General features: G+C 69.0%; 16 protein-coding genes. 7 read left to right on the top strand and 9 right to left on the bottom strand.

All coding sequences use genetic code 11. From position 1 onward, the window contains the following. Positions 1 to 2 precede the first annotated feature (2 nt). From ACZ5V4_RS16155 to ACZ5V4_RS16125, 7 genes are read right to left on the bottom strand one after another with little or no spacing between them, the layout of a single operon-like run. Positions 3 to 890: a glycosyltransferase family 2 protein gene (locus ACZ5V4_RS16155; protein ID WP_464315899.1), complete on the bottom strand. Its 888-nt coding sequence runs from the start codon at positions 888 to 890 to the stop codon at positions 3 to 5. Further along, positions 887 to 1,999 (bottom strand): NAD-dependent epimerase/dehydratase family protein, encoded by a 1,113-nt coding sequence (locus ACZ5V4_RS16150; RefSeq protein ID WP_464315898.1) that lies wholly within the window; start codon positions 1,997 to 1,999, stop codon positions 887 to 889. Before ACZ5V4_RS16150 ends, ACZ5V4_RS16155 begins: the two co-directional genes overlap by 4 nt. Further along, the gene (locus ACZ5V4_RS16145) at positions 1,996 to 3,450 is read right to left on the bottom strand and encodes an O-antigen ligase family protein (protein ID WP_464315897.1); all 1,455 of its coding nucleotides are present in this window, start codon (positions 3,448 to 3,450) and stop codon (positions 1,996 to 1,998) included. Before ACZ5V4_RS16145 ends, ACZ5V4_RS16150 begins: the two co-directional genes overlap by 4 nt. A gap of 25 nt (positions 3,451 to 3,475) precedes the next feature. Then, entirely contained in the window at positions 3,476 to 4,357 is an 882-nt protein-coding gene (locus ACZ5V4_RS16140) for a glycosyltransferase family 2 protein (RefSeq protein ID WP_464315896.1), read from the bottom strand. 3 nt (positions 4,358 to 4,360) lie between these two features. After that, positions 4,361 to 5,806, bottom strand: coding sequence for a sugar transferase (locus tag ACZ5V4_RS16135; RefSeq protein ID WP_464315895.1), 1,446 nt, complete (start codon positions 5,804 to 5,806; stop codon positions 4,361 to 4,363). Between the two features lie 37 nt (positions 5,807 to 5,843). Next, positions 5,844 to 8,177, bottom strand: a complete 2,334-nt coding sequence (locus tag ACZ5V4_RS16130; protein WP_464315894.1) for a GumC family protein — start codon at positions 8,175 to 8,177, stop codon at positions 5,844 to 5,846. Positions 8,178 to 8,187: 10 nt separating this feature from the next. Then, on the bottom strand, positions 8,188 to 8,955 hold the full coding sequence (locus ACZ5V4_RS16125; protein ID WP_464315893.1) for a polysaccharide biosynthesis/export family protein: 768 nt from the start codon (positions 8,953 to 8,955) through the stop codon (positions 8,188 to 8,190). Positions 8,956 to 9,181: 226 nt separating this feature from the next. Between ACZ5V4_RS16125 and murJ the strand changes: the two genes are divergently transcribed. Both murJ and ACZ5V4_RS16115 read left to right on the top strand, forming a co-directional pair. Further along, positions 9,182 to 10,744, top strand: a complete 1,563-nt coding sequence (gene murJ, locus ACZ5V4_RS16120; RefSeq protein ID WP_464315892.1) for a murein biosynthesis integral membrane protein MurJ — start codon at positions 9,182 to 9,184, stop codon at positions 10,742 to 10,744. Then, entirely contained in the window at positions 10,741 to 11,931 is a 1,191-nt protein-coding gene (locus ACZ5V4_RS16115; RefSeq protein WP_464315891.1) for a glycosyltransferase family 4 protein, read from the top strand. Before murJ ends, ACZ5V4_RS16115 begins: the two co-directional genes overlap by 4 nt. Here the strand turns inward: ACZ5V4_RS16115 and ACZ5V4_RS16110 are convergent. After that, positions 11,907 to 12,779 (bottom strand): deoxyribonuclease IV, encoded by an 873-nt coding sequence (locus ACZ5V4_RS16110; protein WP_464315890.1) that lies wholly within the window; start codon positions 12,777 to 12,779, stop codon positions 11,907 to 11,909. The two genes, ACZ5V4_RS16115 and ACZ5V4_RS16110, sit on opposite strands and share 25 nt — an antisense overlap. A 153-nt stretch (positions 12,780 to 12,932) precedes the next feature. Here ACZ5V4_RS16110 and ACZ5V4_RS16105 point away from each other — a divergent pair, with 153 nt between their 5' ends. Next, a complete protein-coding gene (locus ACZ5V4_RS16105) occupies positions 12,933 to 14,120 on the top strand; it encodes a glycosyltransferase (RefSeq protein ID WP_464315889.1) in 1,188 nt (395 codons plus the stop codon). A 57-nt stretch (positions 14,121 to 14,177) separates the two neighbouring features. On the opposite strand, the gene ACZ5V4_RS16100 is transcribed toward ACZ5V4_RS16105, so the two are convergent. Further along, positions 14,178 to 15,266: a glycosyltransferase gene (locus ACZ5V4_RS16100; protein ID WP_464315888.1), complete on the bottom strand. Its 1,089-nt coding sequence runs from the start codon at positions 15,264 to 15,266 to the stop codon at positions 14,178 to 14,180. 78 nt (positions 15,267 to 15,344) lie between these two features. Here ACZ5V4_RS16100 and ACZ5V4_RS16095 point away from each other — a divergent pair, with 78 nt between their 5' ends. From ACZ5V4_RS16095 to ACZ5V4_RS16080, 4 genes are all read left to right on the top strand, one after another. After that, positions 15,345 to 16,751, top strand: coding sequence for a lipopolysaccharide biosynthesis protein (locus ACZ5V4_RS16095; RefSeq protein WP_464315887.1), 1,407 nt, complete (start codon positions 15,345 to 15,347; stop codon positions 16,749 to 16,751). Positions 16,752 to 16,890: 139 nt separating this feature from the next. Beyond that, entirely contained in the window at positions 16,891 to 18,213 is a 1,323-nt protein-coding gene (locus tag ACZ5V4_RS16090; RefSeq protein WP_464315886.1) for a histidine kinase dimerization/phospho-acceptor domain-containing protein, read from the top strand. A 27-nt stretch (positions 18,214 to 18,240) separates the two neighbouring features. Next, positions 18,241 to 18,879 carry a DUF47 domain-containing protein gene (locus tag ACZ5V4_RS16085; protein WP_464315885.1) on the top strand — a complete coding sequence of 213 codons (639 nt, stop codon included), beginning with the start codon at positions 18,241 to 18,243 and terminating at the stop codon, positions 18,877 to 18,879. Beyond that, entirely contained in the window at positions 18,872 to 19,882 is a 1,011-nt protein-coding gene (locus ACZ5V4_RS16080; RefSeq protein WP_464315884.1) for an anion permease, read from the top strand. Before ACZ5V4_RS16085 ends, ACZ5V4_RS16080 begins: the two co-directional genes overlap by 8 nt. Positions 19,883 to 19,909 lie beyond the last annotated feature (27 nt).

The raw sequence follows: 19,909 nt of genomic DNA, 5'->3' as shown, positions 1-19,909 counted from the left end.
TTCTACCTCCCGGCCAGGCCCAGGGCCAGCCCGCGCAGGTAGGCTGGGATGCGGTCGAAGGCCCCGCTCCGCACGAAGCGGAACATGGCCCGGGGCGTGTCGTGCAGGGCTATCCAGAGGTAGGCCGCGATCCTGTTGGGCCAGGGGTAGAACTTGGCGACGAAGTAGGCCCTGCTGCGCATGTAGTGGTGCCAGTAGCGCGCGGAGCCGGCCCCGCCCATGGAGCGGCTGACCTTGTGCCAGAGTTTCGCGCGCGGCACGTAGACCACCTTGTGCCCGGCCCGGGCGGCGCGCAGGCAGAAGTCGGTCTCGTCGAAATAGATGAAGTAGTACGGGTCGATGCCGCCGAGCTCCTCGTAGAGCGAGGTGCGGGCCAGCATGCAGCAGCTGGTGACGTAGTCGGTCTCCGCCTCGTCGTCGTACTGGCCCGTGTCCTTCTCGCCGTAGCCCCGGTGCGAGCAGTCACCGCGCCAGGGGTGGACCACGCCCCCGGCGTACCAGATCACGTCCGGCTCCGAGTGGTAATACATCTTCGGCCCCACCACGCCCACGCGCGGGTCGGCCTCCAGGGCGTCCACCAGCACGCCCAGCATGTCCGGGTCCACCTCGGTGTCGTTGTTCAGGAGCATGATCATCTCGAAGCCGCGCTCCCTGGCCCTGGCGATGCCCACGTTGTTGGCGCGCGCGATGCCCAGGTTCTCGCCGTTCTCGATCAGGTCCACGTCCGCCCGCTCGCGCAGGACTTCGAGCGAGCCGTCGGTGGAGCCGTTGTCCACCAGGATCACCCCGAAGTCCCGGTAGGCGAGGCGCGCTAGCGACTCCAGGCAAGCCAAGGTGTCCTCGCGGTTGTTCCAGTTGACCAGGACGACGGCCACGGAGGGATTTTTCATCCGGTCACCAGCCCGTGGTCGCGCAGTTCCTTCCAGGCCGAGTCCACCATGTCGTGGGCGGCCTCGTCCCCGGCCCAGCGGGCCAGGCCCGCGACTCCCTGCTCCAGGGTCACGCCGGGGCGGAAGCCCATGGCCTTGATGGCCGAGCAGTCCCCGAAGCAGTGGCGGATGTCGCCCGCGCGGAACTGCCCCGTGACCCGGGGTTCCACGTCCGAGCCCAGCACCCGGGCGATGGAGCGCGCGAGCTCCAGCACGCTGACAGGCGAGCCCGAGCCCACGTTGAAGGCGCGGTTGTCCATGGCCGGGTTCTCCATGGCCAGGATGTTGGCCTGGACGATGTCCGAGACGTGCACGAAGTCGCGCATCTGGCGGCCGTCCTCGAAGATGAGCGGCGGCTGGCCGTTTTTCAGCCTGGAGACGAAGATGGCGCAGACCCCGGTGTAGGGGTTGGAGAGCGACTGGCGCGTGCCGTAGCCGTTGAAGTAGCGTAGGGCCACGGCGGGCACGCTCGAATGCCGCCCGGCGCTCAGGCACATCTCCTCCTGGTCCCGCTTGGTCACGGCGTAGACCGAGTCCGGGCGCAAGGGGTGGTCCTCGGGCGTGGGCACGGGCGCGGCGGCTTGCCCGCAGGCCGCGCAGGGCGTCTCGTAGTCGCCCGAGGCCATGCGCTCCTGGGTGCGCTGGGACACCTTGGAGCTTCCGCAGGCGGGGCAGCGGTAGGCCCCCTCGCCGTAGCAGCTCATGGAGCTGGCCACCACGAGTTTGCGCACGCGGTGCTTGCGGTTGGCCAGGTGGTCCAGGATGGCCGCCGTGCCCAGGCAGTTGGATTCCGTGTAGCGCACCGGCTCGTACATGGACTGCCCCACCCCCACGCGCGCGGCCTGGTGGAAGATCACCTCCACCCCGTCCAGGGCGTGGGCCAGAAGGCCCTGGTTGCGCACGTCGCCGATCACGGCCGCGGCCCTGGGGTTGGCATAGGCCGGATACTTGCCCCGGTGCACCTGGTATTCGAGGTTGTCCAGGGCCACCACGTCCAGGCCCTTTTCCACCAGGGCGTCCACGAGGTGCGACCCGATGAAGCCGAGGCCGCCCGTGACCAGTGCTCTCATGACTGCATTTCCCAACGGTTTGAGGCCTCGCGGGCCATTACGAAGACGCTGCCCAGCACGAAGGCGTTGATGGGCGTCATGTTGTCGATGTTGAACATGGGGCCGAACACGGAGATGATCATGTTGCCCGCCAGCACCCCGGCCAGGGAAAGCAGTAGGGCCTTCTCCTCGGGCGCGTCCGTGGACCTGAGCGCGCGCACGGCGGTGCGCATCGCCGTGAGCCACACGGCCAAAAACGAGACGAGCCCCAGCGCGCCCATCTTCACCAGCAGCCACATGTAGCTGTTGTGCATGTAGATGTCGCGGCTCAGGTACCCGAGCTTCTCCTCCTGGGGGTCGTACATGGGGCTCTCGAAGACCACGCGCGTGCCCAGGCCGTTGCCCCAGACCGGGCTTTTGGAGATGAGCTCCACGGCGGCCTCCCATTCGCGCAGGCGGTGCACGGAGGAGATGTCGTCCTTGTACTGGCCGAGCGACAGGATGCGCCTGGCCACGGACTCGATGGGGTTCACGGCCTTGGGGCTCCATATGCCGTGGGCCAGGGACGCGATGGCCCCGGCCAGGAGCAGGAACACCCCCAGCTTGAACATGGTGCGCTTGAGCCGCCCGTCCGCCAGGGCGAAGACGAAGAGCAGACCCGAGGCCAGGCCCAGATAGGCGCTGCGGAAGAACGTCACGGCCAGGGCCGCCAGGTTCAAGAGGCCTATGGACATGGTCAGGCCGGGGCGCACCCCGCACATGGAGTAGACCAGCCCGATGATCACCGGCGGCAGGTAGGCCCCGAGTTCCAGGAGTACCACGCGGATGCCTTCGCCGAAGAGCAGCACCTCGCCCACGCCCAGGAAGTAGTCCCAGAGGATGCGCGCCGAGGAGGCCACGGACACGGCCAGCAGCACCCACACCCCGCGCTTGAGCGCGGCCGCGTCGAACTCGGCCATGAGCGGGAAGACCAGCAGGTATTGCAGCAGGGGGCGCAGCTCCAGGAGCGCGTCCTTGAAGTAGATGCCCGAGGAGATGGCCCAGGCCGCCGAGAAAGAAGCCACCGTGAGGAAGGCCAGCACCAGGCAGGAGAAGAACGGGGGAAGCCTGAGCACGGCCGCCCGGAACACGACCACGCGCACGGCCCAGGCAGCGAGCGTCACGGCCAGCAGGAGGTCCGTGGGCTTGAGCCCGCCGCCCGCGAAGGGGATGTGGTAGGAGTAGACCTCGTCGCGGCCGAAGACCATCATCATGGCCACGGAGGCGAGTATGGCCGGCTTGGGGTTTTTCAGCGACAGCAGGAAGAAGCCCAGCCCGGCCACGGCCCCGAGCCCCATCCCGGCCCCGGCCAGGGCAACGGCCCCGCCCGCGCCCAGGCCCAGGGCGATCACCGTGGCGCGCGTGGAGAAGAGCCGGGAGAGAAGCCCTCCCAAGCCCCTGGCGTAGGCGTCCGTGTCCGCTTTCCGGCTCATCTGGCCCCCTGCCGCCACTTTCCCCTCACGGCCTGACGCGCTTGTTGGCGCGCGCGGCGTTCCGGGCGAGCGTCAGCCATTTCCAGGCCCTGATCCCGGCCAGGGCGGCCACGCGCCGCAACCCCGGCTCAGGGTGGGTGTTTTTCACGCAGAAAAGCTCCATGGAGTCGAAGAAGGCGTGGATCATGCGCGCGCTCTTCAGGCGCGAGCTCTGGCCCTTCAGATGCACCACCGTGCACGCCGGGCAGTAACGGACCTCGAAGCCAGCCTTGGCGAAACGCCAGCACCAGTCCATGTCCTCCATGTACATGAAGTAGCCCTCGTCCAGAAGCCCCACCTTCTCGAGCGCCTCGCGGGTGACCAGCATGAAGGCCCCGTTGAGCGCGTCCACCCTGGCGGCCTCGCCCTCGTCCATCCAGGTCAGGTTGTAGCCGGTAAAAAGCTTCACGCGCGGCAGAAGCGCCGAAAGCCCGGAGGCGCGGCAGAAGCCGTCCCAGAGGGTGGGGAAGCCGCGACGGCAGGCCAGGTCCGGCGAGCCGTCCCCCGTGACCAGGCGGCAGCCCGCCATGCCCGCGCGCGGATGCGCCTCGAGGTGCGCTATGCAGGTGTCGAAGGCGTGGTCCGGCACCAGGGTGTCGGGGTTCAAGAGCAGCACGTAGGGCGTGCGGGCCTCGCGCAGCACGAGGTTGTTGGCCTTGGCGAAGCCCAGGTTCTCCCGGCTTTCCGTCAGGCGCACCCAGGGATGACGCTGGCGCACGGCCTCGACGGTGCCGTCGGAGGAGGCGTTGTCCACCAGGTGCACGGCGTAGTCCACGTCCTGCGCCGAGGCGCGGATGGAGTCCAGGCAGTCCAGCAGCACGTCGCGGCAGTCGTGGCTGACCACGATCACGGTGAGAGCCGGCTCCACTTCTCAGCTCGTGCGCGCGCCCAGCACGGCCCAGGGCGTTTTCAGGAGGATCAGCACGTCCAGCCAGATGCTCCAGTTGTCGATGTACTCGATGTCCAGCTTCAGGCGCTTCTCGAAGGTGGCCCCGCCCCGGTCGCCGATCTGCCACAGGCCGGTGATGCCCGGCTTCACGGAGAAGCGGCGGCGTATGGCCGGGTCGTCGATGCGCCCGATCTCGAAGGAGAACAGGGGTCTGGGGCCGACCAGGCTCATCTCGCCGCGCAGCACGTTGAAGAACTGCGGCAGCTCGTCGATGCTGAAGCGGCGCAGGAAAGCACCCACGCGCGTCACCCGGGGGTCGTTTCTCACCTTGAAGGCCGGGCCTTTCTCGTAGTTGAGGGCGGCCACGTCCATGAGCCTGTCCTCGGCGTCGGCCACCATGGAGCGGAACTTGAGCATCCGGAAGGGCCGCATGCCGAGCCCGGCGCGCCACTGGGAGAAGATCACCGGCCCGGGCGAGGAGAGCTTCACGGCCAGGGCCGCGGCCAAGAACAGCGGCGAGAGCGTGACGATGGCGCAGACGGCCCCGGCCACGTCCAGGGCGCGCTTGAAAAAACCCTCGAAGCCGCTCATGCCGCCCTCGCCCCCGAGGGAGAGCACCTGGGCGCTGCCGCCTTCGAGCCAGAACCGGCGCGAGCGCATCCTGTCCGAGGTGAGCATGAGCTTCAGGTCGATGCCCCGGGTGGAGGCCAGGTCGATGACCCACTCGGTCTCCTCGTAGAACTTGCGCACGGGCAGGCCCACCACGAGCATGTCCACCACGCTGGAGTCCACCACCGAAGTCAGCTCGGCGATGGAGCCGAGCCTCGGCACGCCGAGCCTCACCAACTCCTGGGAGCCCGCCCAGTCGTCGTCCACGAAGCCCAGGATGTTCACGCGGCCCTTGCCGTCCCCGGCGCGTGAGGCCTCCACGAACTCCACGATCCTGCGCCCGGAGCCGATGAGCACGGCCTGGGGCACGATGGAGCCGAACCGCCAGTCGCGGTTCATGACGCGGCGCACGAAGAAGCGCCCGGACACCACGCCCGCGAAGGCCAGGGGGCAAAGCAAAAGCAGGAAGGGCAGGCTCACGGGCCTGCCCGTGAAGACGCCCATCAGGCCCATGACCAGCACCCCGCTCAGGCACGCGCCCAGAAGCCGCTGCGCCTTGAGCCTGGGCTTGCCCGTGAGCCAGGGGTCGTAGAGGCCGAAGCCCCAGAAGAGAAGCCGCCACATGCCGAGCGACCCCGCGAGCAGGATCAGGCTGCCCACGCGCACGCGGTAGTCCAGGGCCTCGCGCAGGGATTCGGGACGGTCGACGAAGCGCGCGGACCCGGCCAGCCAGAACGCGGCCGCCATGGCCAGGCAGACCATGACGAGGTCCAAGGTCTTGTAGGTCCTGTAGCGCTCCCAGGGGGTGGGGGTGTGCATGCGCGTCCTTTTTCGACTGCCGGACGGGCAGCGCCTGTCAGATCTGGCGGTAGAGCCAGTTGGGGATGTAGAAGCGCCTCTTGTTGAGGACAACGCCCAGGATGCGCGCGTTGACCTCCTCGAGCCTCTCCTTGGTGCGCTCGACGATCTGCACGCGCACGCGCTCGGCCTCCACCACCAGGATGACCCCGTCGGTCACCGTGGCGATGCGCGCGGGCAGGTTGGAGCGCCACACCGCCGGACAATCGACGACGATGTAACCGAAGCGCTCGCGGTACTTGGCGAGCACGGCCTCCATGGCCTTGGGGTCCAGGCAGGCCTCCCCGGCCGAAGCGTCCTCTCCGGCGGGCAGGAGCCACAGGCGCGGCTGGTCCGGCTGGGGCACGGGCTCGACGTACTCTTCCCGGCCGCAGAGCATGTCCGTGAGGCCCCGGACCTGGGAGACACAGCCGAAAAGCCGGTTCTGGCCCGGGTCGGAGAGGTTGGCGTCCACCAGGAGCACGTTCTCGCGGCTGTTCTTGGCCATGGCCGCAGCCATGTTGGAGGCCACGGTGCTCACGCCCTCGCCCTGGTAGCTGGAGGTGACGGCGATGGTGCGCGGGGGACGCGTGAGTTCGGAGCGTTTGAGAAAGAGCCTGTCCCAGATGTTCTCGAAATAGGGCTCGGTGTGGGCGAGCGTGTGCAGCCTGGATTCGGGCGTGTCGGGCATCCTGGGTTCGCCCAGTTGGTTCTTGACCGAGGAGCCGACCTTGGAGGCCACGCCGCGCAGGCGCCGCCCCAGCCCCCCCTCCCCGTCCTCCGGGGAGCCCGGCTGGCAGGCGGCCGCGCCCTCCAGCCTGAAGGGTTTGTTGGGCACGTCCAGGAGCACGGGCATCATCACGGAATACTCCACGTCCTCGGGCCGGTTCACGGTGTGGTCCAGGTATTCGAGGACGAAGGCCAGGGCCAGCGCGCCGACCAAGGCCAGGGCCAGCCCGGCGGCCAGGTTGCGCAGCATCCTGGGCTTGACGTGGGTCACGGGCAGGGTGGGGTCCTGCACGATGCTGATGCTCGAGATGCGCTGGGCCTTGAGGGCCTCGTCGATGCGGGCCTCCTCCAGGCTTTTCTGGTACTTCACGTAGTTGCCGCCCAGGACTTCGCGCTCGCGCTCCAGGTTCTGGATGTTGAACTCGAACTCGTTGAGGGTCCTGAAGTCCTCCATGAGCTTGTCCATCTGGCGCGCGAGCACCGTGCGCCGCGCCACCAGCGAGGAGTGCACGGTCTCCTCGGCCACCAGGGAGCTCGTGAGTTCCAGGAAGATGGGGTTGGCCCCGACCACGGTCTGGGTGCGGCTGCTGGCCTGGTCCCTGAGCATCTTCTCGGCCTCGGCCACCTGGCGGGCGACCTCCTTGGCCTGGGGCGTGTCCGGGCGGTAGACCGAAAGGATCTCCTGCTGGCGCAGCTGGAGCCGGAAGAGGTCCTGGCGCATGTAGTCGTAGGCCTGGTTGGCCACGTTCTTCTGCACCTCGCGGGTCATGGTCTCGGGGAAGCGGGCCAGCTGGGCGCGGATGGAGTCCACCTTGGCCTTGGACGCGGCCATGCTGGAATCCGTGCCCTCGAGCTGCTGGCGCAGGAAGGAGTACTGGTCGCGCAGGGTGCGCTGCTGGTCCTCCACGGAGGAGATGCCCACCTTGTTCTTGAGTTCCAGCAGGTCGTTCTCGGTCTTGAGCAGGGCCTTGCGCACCTGTTCGGTCTGGGCCAGGAAGAAGTCGTAGGAGCCGGGCGTCCAGTGGGCGGAGATGTGCTTGTCCTGGAAGGCGTCGATGTAGGCCTTGAGCACCTGCTGGGCGAGCCTGGGGTCCTGCGACTCGTAGGACATGGCGATCACGTTGGAGCGCGGCACGGCCTCGATCTTCACGGAGGTCATCACCGCGCGCACGGCGTCGTCGCGCTCGCGCATGGCCTCGTGCAGCACCTTGTCGCCGCCCAGACGTTCGCCCGCCCCGCTCTCGCGCTTCTCGAGGATGCGCTCCGGGCCCACCGCGCCGACCACGCGCTCGGCCATCTCCCGGCTTTGCAGCATGACCATCTCCGAGTTGACCTCGGTCTCGCGGTTCTGGTTGACGCTGACCACCTGCCCGGACGCGGCCACGGTGGGGTCGATGACCGCGGACTGGCGGCCCAGGCGGATCAAAAGCTCCGCGTCGGACCTGTAGATCTTCGGGGCCAGGAGCGTGCCCAGCACCACGGCCACGAGCACGGAAAAAAAGAACAGCGTCACGTTGGCCTGATGCCTGAACAGGACGTGGTACACGTCGCGCATGGTCTTGGGCGCGACCTTGGACCCGAGGACCGAGTGCGTGATGGGCGAACCGATGGAGGTGAAGTTCATAAGTACGGTTCTAGAAGTTCGTCTGCACGCCGAGCGACCTGACCACGGTCCCGCCGGATTCGGTGATGCCGCCTTGCAGGCCGGTCTTGGGGATCATCTTGTTGATGTACTGGTCCACGTAGTCGTTGAGCTTGGTGATGACGGTCCTCGGCACCCAGACGATGTCGCCGGGCTTGAGCCAGAACACCTTGCCCGCCTTGCCGTCGAGCTCGCCGGAGAGGTCCAGGGTGCAGCCGTAGCGCTCGTCGCCCTGGTGGCGCACGATGACCACGCTGGAGACGGCGGCGGTCTTGGGGTCGAAGCCGCCCGCACGCATCACCGCCTCCAGGGCGGTCATGCGGTTGCGCACGCGGATGAGCCCGGGCGAGCGCACCTCGCCGCCCACGTAGACCTGGAGGTTCGCCTGGGAGCGCATGATCACCGTGAGGTCGGGGTAGTTGAGCTTGTCGGCGTACATGGCCGTGAGCTCGCGGCGCAACTCGGGCAGGCTCTTGCCTTCGGCCTGCACCTCGCCGACCATGGGCAGGTCGAGCTTGCCGTCGGAGCGCACGGCCTGGGATTCGTTGAACTGAGTGGCGAAGGCGAAGCGGATCTCCAGCACGTCGCCCGCCTGGATGGACACGGGGTCCACGGGCTCCATGGCCATCTCCGGAGCCTCCTTGGCGGCCTTGCCGGCGCACCCGGCCATGAGGAGCAAAAGCATGAGGATGGCCGGCGCGGCCATCAGCGGTCGGTTCTTGTCGGCGGTCCGGATCTTCCCGCCAGCCGTATGCGGCATGAGTTCCTCACGGAGGTTTTCGTCACGGGCGCGATGCTGCGCACGGGCGCGCATACTCCGTTTGGTTTCAACTATCTGCGGGCAAAGAAAGAGTCAACGCCGTTTAGGAAGCAATCGCCTTACGCCTTCGATTTCCGCTCTCCGCGCGCGCCCGGCGGGCGTTGACTTCGGCCCGCCCATTCCGTAGCGGTTGGAGCCTCACGCACGCCCAGCGCATGGACACCCGATGGAACGCCCAGACCACGCCGCCACCCTCTTCCGCACGACGGCGCTCGTGGCGGCGGTGAACGTCTTCAGCAAGCTGCTCGGCGTGGCGCGCGAGGCCCTGGTCGCGGGCAGCTTCGGCGCGCACGAGGCCACGGACGCCTTCTTCGCGGCCTGGCGGCTGCCGGACGTGCTCTTCAACAGCCTGCTCGGCGTGCTCCTCGCCAACACCTTCATCCCCGTGTTCTTCGAGCTGACGGCCTCCCACGGCCCCGGCGCGGCGAGGCGCTTCGCACGCTCGGCCTGCGGAGCCGCGCTTCTGGCGCTCTCCCTGGCCGCGCTGTGCTACGCCCTCTTCGCCGACTCCGTCATGGCCGTGCTCGCGCCGGGGCTCTCACCCCAGGCGCGCGAGTTCGGCGCGGACATGGCCCGCCTGCTGGCCCCGGTGGCGGTGGCCGGAGGGCTCACGGGCATCCTGCGCGCCATGCTGCACGCCGAGGGGCGCTTCCTCGTCCCGGCGTGGCTGCCGGTGGTGCAGAACCTTTGCGTCATCGGCATGATCCTGGCGCTCGGCCCGCTCGTCGGGGTGGCCTCCATGGCCTGGGCGCTTCTACTCTCCTGCGTGCTCCAGGCCGCGATGCTCTATGCTCCCCTGGTGCGCGAGGGGCGCGCCCCCCGGCCCTCCCTCGACTTCGCGGACCCGGGGCTCAAGCGCATGGGCGCGCTCATGGCCCCGGTGCTGGCCACCTTCGCCCTGGGCAACGTGATCCCGCTCCTCGAGGTGCACCTGGCCTCGGATGTGGCCAGCGGGGCCATCTCGCACCTGAGCTACGCCTACCGGCTCTTCACATTGCCCGAGCAGGTCTTCGCCCTGACCCTCTCGGCCGTGCTCTTTCCGTACCTGGCGCGCGACGCGGGCGCGGGCGACCGCGAGGCCATGGCGGCCAAGCTCTCGGCCGGGCTGCGCGCCTGCCTGTACCTCACCGCGCCCATGGGCGCCTTCCTGGCCGTGTTCAGCGAGGAAACCGTGCGGCTCTTCCTGGGGCGCGGCGCGTTCGGGCCGGAGGCCGTGGCGGGCACCGGGCTCGTGCTGGCGGCGTACGCGGGCGGACTCTTCGCCGTGTGCGCGCGCAACCTCCTGGTGGACGCCTGCTTCGCGCTGACCTCGCCCGGGATCATCCTCAAGGTGGCGGCGGCCATGATCCCCGTGAACGCCGCCCTGGACGTCTGGCTCTGCGGGCTTCTGGGCACGCCCGGACTGGCCCTGGGATTCTCGCTCACGGCCGCCCTCCACTGCCTGGCGCTCGGCCTGGCGCTCGGCCCGCGCCTGCACGGCCTGGACGCCCGCGCAGTGCTGGCCGCGCTGGCGCGCGCGGCAGCCGGGTCGGCCCTGGTGGCCGCCCTGTGCCTCGCGGCCAGGCCCACCCTCGCCGGGCTCTCGGCCGAAAGCGGATTCGCCGGGCAACTGGCCCTGCTCGGGCTTGCCGCCGCGCTGGCCGGGGCCCTCTACGCCGGCGCCCAGTCCCTGATGCGAAGCCCCGAGCAGGCGCTCCTTACGGGCGCGCTTCGCCGGAGGCGGCCGTGAGCGCGCCCATCCCCGTGCTCCAGGCGCTCATCCATTCGCCGTGGTACTTCCGCGACGAATCGAGGCCCATGGACGAGCAGGCCATGGGCGACGACTGGCACGTGCGCACGGCCCTGGCCCTCGAGCGCGCCTTCCCCGGCCGTTTCGCCCTGGAGTGCTGGCGGCCGGACTGGCGCGAGCCCGTGGAACGCACGGCCTGCGTCTCGGGCCTGACCTGCCGGATATTTCCCTCGCGCAGGGCCGCCTTCGGCAAGTTCCTCTGCGAGGTCAGCCCGGCCATGTTCGCGGCCCTGTGGCGCCGGGCCAGGCGGGAGCGTTTCGTGCTGCACGTGCACGAGATGCACTCGGCCACGGGCATGCTGGCCGCGTTCTTGCCCTCCGGGGCCGTGAAGGCCGCGCACACCCACGGCAGCCCGCCCGTGGGCCTGCGCCTGGAAAACGCCGCGTCCCCCCTCAAGCGCGCGGTGCTCAACGCGCTGTGGCCCCTGGAGAAATTTGCGCTCGCGCGCTACCGTTGCCTCTTCGCCATCGCGGACAGGGAACTCGCCTACCTGCGCTCGCTTGAGCTGCCCGCCTCGAAACTGACCATGGGCGTGGACTTCCATGCCTTCGCCCCGCGCGCCAGGGCCGAGGCCAGGGCGCGCCTTAGCCTGCCCCGGGACGCCAGGATCGTGCTCTACTGCGGGCGCTCCTTCAGGCTCAAGGGCCTGGACGCGCTGCTGGACGCCATGGACGTGGTGCGCTCCCGCCTGCCCGGGGCCTTTCTCGCCACGGCCGGGGGCCTGCCCCAGGACGAGCTGTCCGCCCAGGTCCGCGCGCGCGCGGACAGGGACTTCGCGCGCGTGCCCTACGAGGCCATGCCGGACCTCATCGCGGCCAGCGACCTGGTGGCGCCCAACGTTGCCGACCCGGGGCTTCTGGGCATCGGCATGGCCACGGTGGAGGCCCTGGCCATGGACGTGCCCGTGCTTTCGAGCGCCCTGGGCGAATTCCCGGGCACGGACGAAGAGAGGCGAAGCCTGGGCGTGCACTATCGTCCGGGGCGAGACGACCTGGCCGGGGCCATCGTCGAGGGGCTCTCCCTCCCGGCGGGCGCGAGACCGCGCGAGACCGCCAGGCGCTTCTACGACTGGCCCGTGATCGCCTCCCGCCTGGCCCAGGCCTACGAAGAACTCTGGAGAGGCTGAGCCTTCTCCACCAGGCCTCTCAGCACCCGCAGGTTCTCCACGTCCTCCTCGAGGTCCTTGCCCTTGTGCGTCTCCAGGATCATGGGCAGGCGCGAAAGCGCGGGGTGGTTCACGATGGCCCTGAACCCCTCGACCCCGATGGAGCCCTTGCCGATGTGCTCGTGGCGGTCCAGCCGGGAGCCGCGCGCGCCCTTGCAGTCGTTGACGTGCACGAGCCCAAGAAGGTCCTTGTCGATCCCGGCGAGCATGGCGTCCAGGCCTTCGGCCGTGTCCACGCCGTACCCCGCCGCGAAGGCGTGGCAGGTGTCCAGGCAGAGCCCCACCCTGCCGGGACGTTGGACAGCGTTCAACATCTCCATCAATTCCTGCATGTTCGAGCCGAGCCCAGTGCCCTGCCCGGCGGTGTTCTCCAAAAGGATGCCCGGGCCGTCCCCGTTGGAATCGAGCGCCTCGGCCACGCTCCGCGCCGCCCGCGCCAGGGCCTCGCCCCGGGGCGCGCCCATGGCCGATCCCGGGTGCAGCACCACCCAGGGGACGTTCAGCTCCCGGCAGCGCGCGAGTTCGGCCGCGAGGGCCGCCACGCCCTTTCGCCTGAGCGCCTCGTCCGGCGAGGCCGGGTTGAGCAGGTAGGAGGCGTGGCTGAACACGGGCCAGCCCCCCCAGCGCCCCCAGGCCTCGGCGAAGGCGACCGCCTCCTGGGGCGTGACCGGGGGCGCGTCCCATTGGCGCTGGTTGCGCGTGAAAATCTGCAAAGCCGTTCCGCCAGCCTTTTCGATGCGTTCGAAAGCGGTCTGAAGGCCTCCGGCGACGGATTCGTGCGCTCCGAAGAGCCTTTTTTCTGATCGCATGGGCACTTTTTCCCTGAAAGAATTTAATTGAGCAGTTTGTTTCGTGGTGCTACTGATTTCGCCCCGGGAGAGCCGGAGACTTCGATCGCTTCGACCGAGATGAATCACACAGCATATGTAACCCTCTGGTATCCAAAGCCTTCCGAGACGTTCGTGGTCGGCGAAGTAGCCGGGTTGCGCGCTCTCGGCATGCCCGTGACCGTCTACACCCTCTACGGCAGGCTGTGCAGGCACGTGGGCAGGGACATGGAAGCCAAGTGCTCCTCCGTGGTCCGCCTGGGCCTGGCCAGCATCCCCAAGGGATTCGCCGACCTCTGGTGGTGGCGCAAGCACCACCCGGAACTCCTGAAGAGAACCGCCAAGACCGTGCTCTGCCGCTTCTGGCGCGACCTGGAGCAGACCGGCGAGAACACCTGGGCCTTCTTCGCGGGATGCCGCCTGGCCAGGATGTTCCTGCGCGACGGCGTGACCCACATCCACGCGGGCTGGGCCAACGGCCCGGCCACCGCCGCCTGGACCGCCTCGCTGCTCACGGGCATCCCCTTCAGCTTCACCGGCCGCGCGGGCGACATCTACCCGCCCGACGGCGCGCTCGAGGAAAAGATCGCGGCTGCGGCCTTCGTGCGCACCGACGCGGCCTTCAACCTGGACTACGTGCGCCAGTTCACCTGGGACCGCAAGGACCGCGTGCGCCTCGTGCGCAACATGCTCTCCTGGGACGTGCCCGAACCCGCGCCCGTGCCCATGGGCAAGCCCCTGCGGCTTTTGGCCATCGGGCGCTTCGTCAAGACCAAGGGCCTGGACGTGCTCCTGGACGCCTGCGCCCTGCTGGCCGAACGCGGGGTGGATTTCCGGGTGACCCTGGCCGGGTCCGGGCGCATCGAGCGCGCCCTGCGCGCCCAGGCCAAGCGCCTGGGCATCGAGGACAGGGTGGATTTCCCGGGCTTCGTGCTGCACAAGGACATCCCCGAGCTCCTGCGCGCCCACGACGTCTTCGTGATGCCGAGCAAGATCGCCCCCACCGGCGACCGCGACGGCCTACCCACCGTGATCATGGAGGCCCTGGTCAGCCGCGTGCCCGTGGTGGCCACGGACGTGGGCGGCATCCGCGAGGTGGTCCGCGACGGCGAGACCGGGTACATGGTCCAGCAGAAGAACCCCGCCGCCCTGGCCGAGGCCGTGATGAACATGGCCGCCGACAGGGACAACGCCGTGCGCATGGCCGACAAAGGCAAGAGCCTGGTGCTGGAGCTCTACGACACCGCGCGCAACTCGCGCTCCTTCCACGACCTCATCGCGGAGAACAGCCTGGAGCGCCCGGTCACGGCCCCCCCGGCGTAGGACCAGCGCGCGGACTTTAAGGATTTCACGGGGAGGCCTTCGGGCCTCCCTTTTCTTTTACCGGCCCCGGCCCCTCGCGGCGTGGGCCTCCTCGATCACCCGGGCGTGCCGGGCGGCCACGCGCTCCAGGCAGTGGTGCGCAAGCGCGGCCTCGCGCCCGGCGCACCCCGCGCGCTCCCTCAGGCCCGCGTCGCCCAGGAGCCTGCCGAGTGCTTCGGCCATGGCCGCCGGCTCCTTCTTCGGGACCACGAAGCCCGTCTCGCCGTGGCGGATCACCTCGGCCACGCCGCCCACGTCCGTGCCCACGCAGGGCAGGCCCATGGCCATGGCTTCGAGGAGCACGTTTGGCATGCCCTCGTTCTCCGAGGAAAGCGCGGCCACGCTGGCCCGGGCGTAGTGCGAGCGGGGATCGGCGGTGCCGGGCAGAAGCTCCATGCTTGCACGCGCCGGGCTCGCGGCCATGCGCGCGGCCAGGGCGTCGCGCAGGGGGCCGTCGCCCACGACGCGAAGCCTCGCGCCGGGATGGCCGGGCGAGAGGATCTCGAAGGCGCGGATGAGCGTCTCGTGGTCCTTGATCGGGGCCAGGCGGGCCAGGCAGAGGATCACCGGGCCTTCCTCGCGAGCTGGCGGGTCCGGCGAGAAGTGCGCGGTGTCCACCCCGGTGGGGATCACCTCGACGCGCTCCCCGGGCAGGCCGTAGCGGGCCGTCAGGACGCGCTCGAGCGCGGCCGCGTTGCACACGTGGCGGCAGGCCAGGTTCTTGAGCACGGCCTCGTGCTGGCGCCAGAGGTCGTCCCCGCCACGGCAGTTGGCCACCACGGCCGGAACCCCGGCCAGCCTGCCCAGCACCCGTCCCCAGATGTTGGGCACCACGGTGAGCGCCATGAGCACGTCCGGCCGGAAAGCCCTGAGCGCCCGCCACAGGCCCCACAGCGAGGCCGGGCCGACTGTTGGGGTTTTCGAGAGCGCACGCACCGTGAGGCCGTATTCCACGGCCTTGGGCAGGAACTCCCCGCCGGGAACGAGCGTCCAGATCTCCGTGTCGAAACGAGCGGGGGGAAGCCGCCTGCCCAGTTCCAGGGCGTGGCGCTGGGTGCCTCCGGCCAGGAGGTCCTGAAGCAGAAGGATGGTCTTGATGGGGCGCATGGTTGTATGAAATGATTCCTGGTCCGGGCAGGCCGTCATACGCCATGACGCCCCGGCCGCCAAGAGATACCTCCCTACATGAAGACCCAGCACTCCATCCTGCGGAAGTTCCTGCACCTGGCCTCAGCCCAGGGCGTGCGCGACTGGCTGCACACGGCGCTCATCGTTATCCTGGCCAGGGCCAGCTCCGCCTCTTACGGCGAGTTCGTGCTGGCGTTTTCCCTGGCCCAGTTCATCCAGTTTCTGGGCGAGTTCGGGCTCAACCAGCCCATGGTGGTGGCCTTGAGCCGCAAATGGGGCGACAAGGGCCACGTGCTGGCCCAGTACGGGCTCATCAAGCTGGCCCTGTACGGCGCGGGCATGCTCGGCGTGATCGGGTTCTGCCTGGTCCAGGGCTACGAGCCCGGGCTCTTCTGGATGGCCGTGCTCGTGTGCGCGGGCTGCGGGCTGGAGCCCCTGGCCGGGTCGTTCTTCGTGGCCCTTCGCGTCCAGGGCCGCCAGGACCAGGAGAGCTACGTGCGCTCCGCCGCCGCCCTGGCCGGGTACTCCTGGGCCCTGGCAGCCGTGCTTCTTAACTGGCCCGCCTGGAGCCTCGGGCTTTTCAAGCTCATCGAAAACGCCGTCAACCTGGCCGGGGGGGCCTGGCTGTGCCTGCGCTGGGAGGAGATCTCGGGCCTCACCCTCGGGCGCAGGGGCATGGCCCGGGCCTGGCGCACGGCCGTGGGCGGGCTGACCTTCGTGGGCATGGCCCTGGCCGCCATCGGCTACAACAAGGTCAACGTGTTCTTTTTGCAGCGCCACGGCGGGTCGGAACTGGTCGGAGCCTACGGCGTGGCCTGGGAGCTGGTGGACGGGGCCTCCAACGTGGCTGCAACGCTGCTGCTCTCCGGGGTGATCTACCCGCTCCTGGTGAAGCACTGGCGCGCGGACAAGGCCGCGTTCACGGCCCTGGCCCGGGGCTGCGCCAAAAGCCTCGCCGCCATGAGCCTGCCGGTGATGGCCGCCATCGCCATGGAGTGCGACCGCATCCTGCCCCTGGTCTTCGGCCCCAAGTACGCGGACCACGCCTGGGTGGCGGCCTGGCTCGCCCCGTCCATCGCCGTGGCCTTCCTGCACAACCTGGCGGCCTACATGATGCTGGCCTTCGGGCGCGAGAGGCTTCTTCTCGTGATCTACTCCGGGGGCCTGGCCGCCGGGGCGGCGCTCTGCGCGCTGCTCATCCCGCCCTCGCCCCTGTGGGGCGCGGCCGTGGCCATCGTCTCGACCAAGGCCGTGGTGGCCGTGTGCACCGTGGGCTACTGCCAGGTGCGCGTGGGGCTTCTGAACCTCGGGCAGCTTCTTCTGGCGCTCGCCTGTGCGGGCCTGGCCTTCGGCTTGTGGAGGCTCACCGGGCAGGCGGCCCCGCGCGAGGCGGCCGAGGCCGCCGCCCTGGCCCCGCTTCTCTGGCTGGCCTGGCGCTGGCGTCCGCGCCGCGCGGCCGGATAGCCCCCCGGGCGGCTCCCGTCCTGGGTTTCTTCGGGGCTTTTCAGTTCCGCGTCTTCCTGCTACCAAGCGCCACCGCTTTACGGTATCGTCGGGAACCGGTTGTCGGCCGGCGACGAAAGCCCACTGCGGGAGGTGCCCCGTGGAAACCCGATCCTCATTCGTACGGCTTCTGGCCCTGTGCCTGGCGCTCCTGCTGGGCGCGGCCGTGTTCGTCTTCCACCAGGCCACCAGCAGGGCCGGGGAGGAACTCGTGCGCGAGTTCGACGCCCGCGAGGCCAAGACCCTGGACATGGTGCTCTGGCTGGTCCAGAGCCGCGCGCCCTACCAGGGCCTGGAGCCCCTGCGCTCCCTGGCCGGGGAACTCTCCGGGCGCTTCGGCGTGCGCGTGACCTACGTCTCGAACGGCAAGGTCCTGGCCGAGTCCGACCTTGGCCCGGCCGAGACCGAGAAGATGGACGACCACTCCCAGCGCCCGGAGATCGCCGACGCCCGCAAGAGCGGCTTCGGCAAGTTCGTGCGCTACAGCACCACCCTCCAGACGACCCTGTGCTACATGGCCAGGCCGGTCTCCGGCGTGGCGGGCCTGCCCGACGGCGTCTTGCGCATCGCCGTGCCCTACACCTCGGTGCAGAAGGTGCTGGAGGAGTCGCGCTCGCAGTTCTTCGCGGTGATCGCGGCCATGGCCGTGTGCGCCGCCGCCCTGGCCGCGTTCATGATCTTCCGCGCCCGGGGGATGCTCAGGTCCTTCAGCATGGCCGTGGACGACCTGGGCCGCGAGACCGCGCCGGACAAGATAAGGGTCTGCCCCGGCTCGGAGTTCAAGCCCCTGGTGGAGTCCATCAACGTGCTGGCCAAGCGCGCCCGCAAGAACATCCGCCGCCTCCAGGACACGCGCAGCCAGTTCGAGGCGGTGCTCGCCAACATGGCCGACGCCGTGGCCGTGCTGGACAAGGACGGCACCATCATCCTGCACAACGCCGCCCTGGAGGCGCTTTTGGGCGCAGGCCCCCAGGCCTGCGTGGGCAGGCACGTGCTGGAGTCGGGGCTGGGCGTGGACGTGTTCAGGGCCGTGTCGAGCGCGCTGGAATCGGACGGATCTGGACCGCCGCGCTTCCAGGCCAGGCTGGCCTCGGGGCGCGACGCGGACGTGGACCTCGTGCCCTACGTCACTTCCAGGGGCAAGAGGCGCGTGATCCTGGTGCTGCACGACGTCACCGCCATGAAGAACGCCGAACGCGTCCTGCGCGACTTCGTCATCGACGCCTCCCACCAGTTGCGCACGCCCCTGACCAGCATCCAGGGCTACGCCGCCACGCTCATGGACACGCCCCCGGACGAACCCGCCCAGGCCAGGTCCATGCTGGCGACGATCCTCAAGAAAAGCCAGGACATGGGCGCCGTGGTCACGACGCTTCTGGGCAAGGCTTCCCCCCAGGCGGGCGATTCCCCGCGCAACCAATAACCCCTTTCCGTCACCCAAGGAGCCCGCATGGGATTCAGCCTTTTTCCCAAGGAAGTGAAGTTCTACGACCTCTTCAAGGACCAGAACCGCAAGCTCATCAAGGCGGTGACGATCCTGGACGAACTGTTCCACTCCCTTGAGGACGTCGAGGACCGCTGCACGCGCATCAACATCATCGAGGCCGAGGCCAACTCGATATCGCGGCGCATCGCCACGGAGCTCTCCTCCACGTTCATCACGCCCCTGGACCGCGAGGACATCCACCAGATCAACATCACCCAGGAATCGCTGATCAACATCATCAAGGCCACGGCCACGCGCATCGGCCTGTTCGACTGCGGCGAGGTGCTCTACCCCTCGCGCAGGCTGGTGCGCTCGCTCAAGATCATGATCGAGGAGGCCGGGCACGTGCTGGACAGGCTCTCCAAGCGCAGCTCGGCCAAGGACGAGATCGAGCGCATCAAGGCCCACAAGTACGAGTGCGAGATGCTCCTCCTGGTGGGGCTCGGCGAACTCTACGAGGCCAAGGACCAGAACCCCGACGATTCCGGCGTGATCCTGCACATCATCAAGTGGAACCACATCTACGGCCGCATCGAGCAGGCCGTGGAGCGGGCCGAACGGTTGAGCGACGTGCTCGAAGGGGTGATGCTCAAGCATGCCTGAGATCCCCTTCCTGCTCGTGCTGGTGGTGCTGATCGCCCTGATCTTCGACTTCACCAACGGCGCGCACGACTCGGCCAACGCCATCGCCACGGTGGTCTCCACCAAGGTGCTCTCCCCGCGCACGGCCGTGCTCATGGCCGCCGCGCTCAACCTCTTCGGGGCGTTTCTGGGCACGGAGGTGGCCAAGACCGTGGGCAGCGGCATCGTGGGGCCGGACATGGTCGCGGGGTGCAAGATACTCGTGCTCGCGGCCCTCTTCGGGGCAATTTTCTGGAACCTGCTCACCTGGTACCTGGGCATCCCCTCGTCGTCCTCGCACGCGCTCATCGGCGGGCTCATCGGCTCGGCCATCGCCTACGCGGGCTGGGACGCCCCGAGCTACAACTCCATCCTGAGCAAGGTGATCCTGCCGCTGGTGCTCTCGCCCCTGGCGGGCTTCTTCTGCGGCTACGTGCTCATGGTGCTGCTCTCCTGGACGTGCGTGAAGGCCCACCCCAGGACCGTGAACACGGCCTTCAAGAAGCTCCAGATACTCTCCTCGGCCTTCATGGCCACCAGCCACGGCCTAAACGACGCCCAGAAGACCATGGGCATCATCACCCTGGCCCTGGTGATCTTCGGCTACCAGACCGAGGTGGCCATCCCCGTCTGGGTCAAGGCCAGCTGCGCCCTGGCCATGGGCCTGGGCACGGCCATGGGCGGCTGGAAGATCGTCAAGACCATGGGCCACAAGATCTTCAAGCTCGAGCCGATCCACGGCTTCGCGGCCGAGACCTCCGCAGCCGGGGTGATCATGGGCGCTTCCCTGCTCGGCGCGCCCATCAGCACCACGCACACCATCTCCACCACGGTCATCGGCGTGGGCGCGTCCAAGCGCTTCTCCGCCGTGCGCTGGGGCGTGGCCGTGAACCTCGTGGTGGCCTGGGTGCTGACCATCCCGGCCTCGGCCCTGGTGGCCTACCTCTCGTTCTGGGTGCTCGAGCTCATGGGGCTCGACAAGTAAGCCCACGGGCGCGAACACCGGGGCGGA

The organism is Fundidesulfovibrio sp. YSD1, from assembly GCF_055397115.1.
Note: the sequence above shows the minus strand (reverse complement) of the source record. Positions and strands in the feature narration are given on the sequence as shown.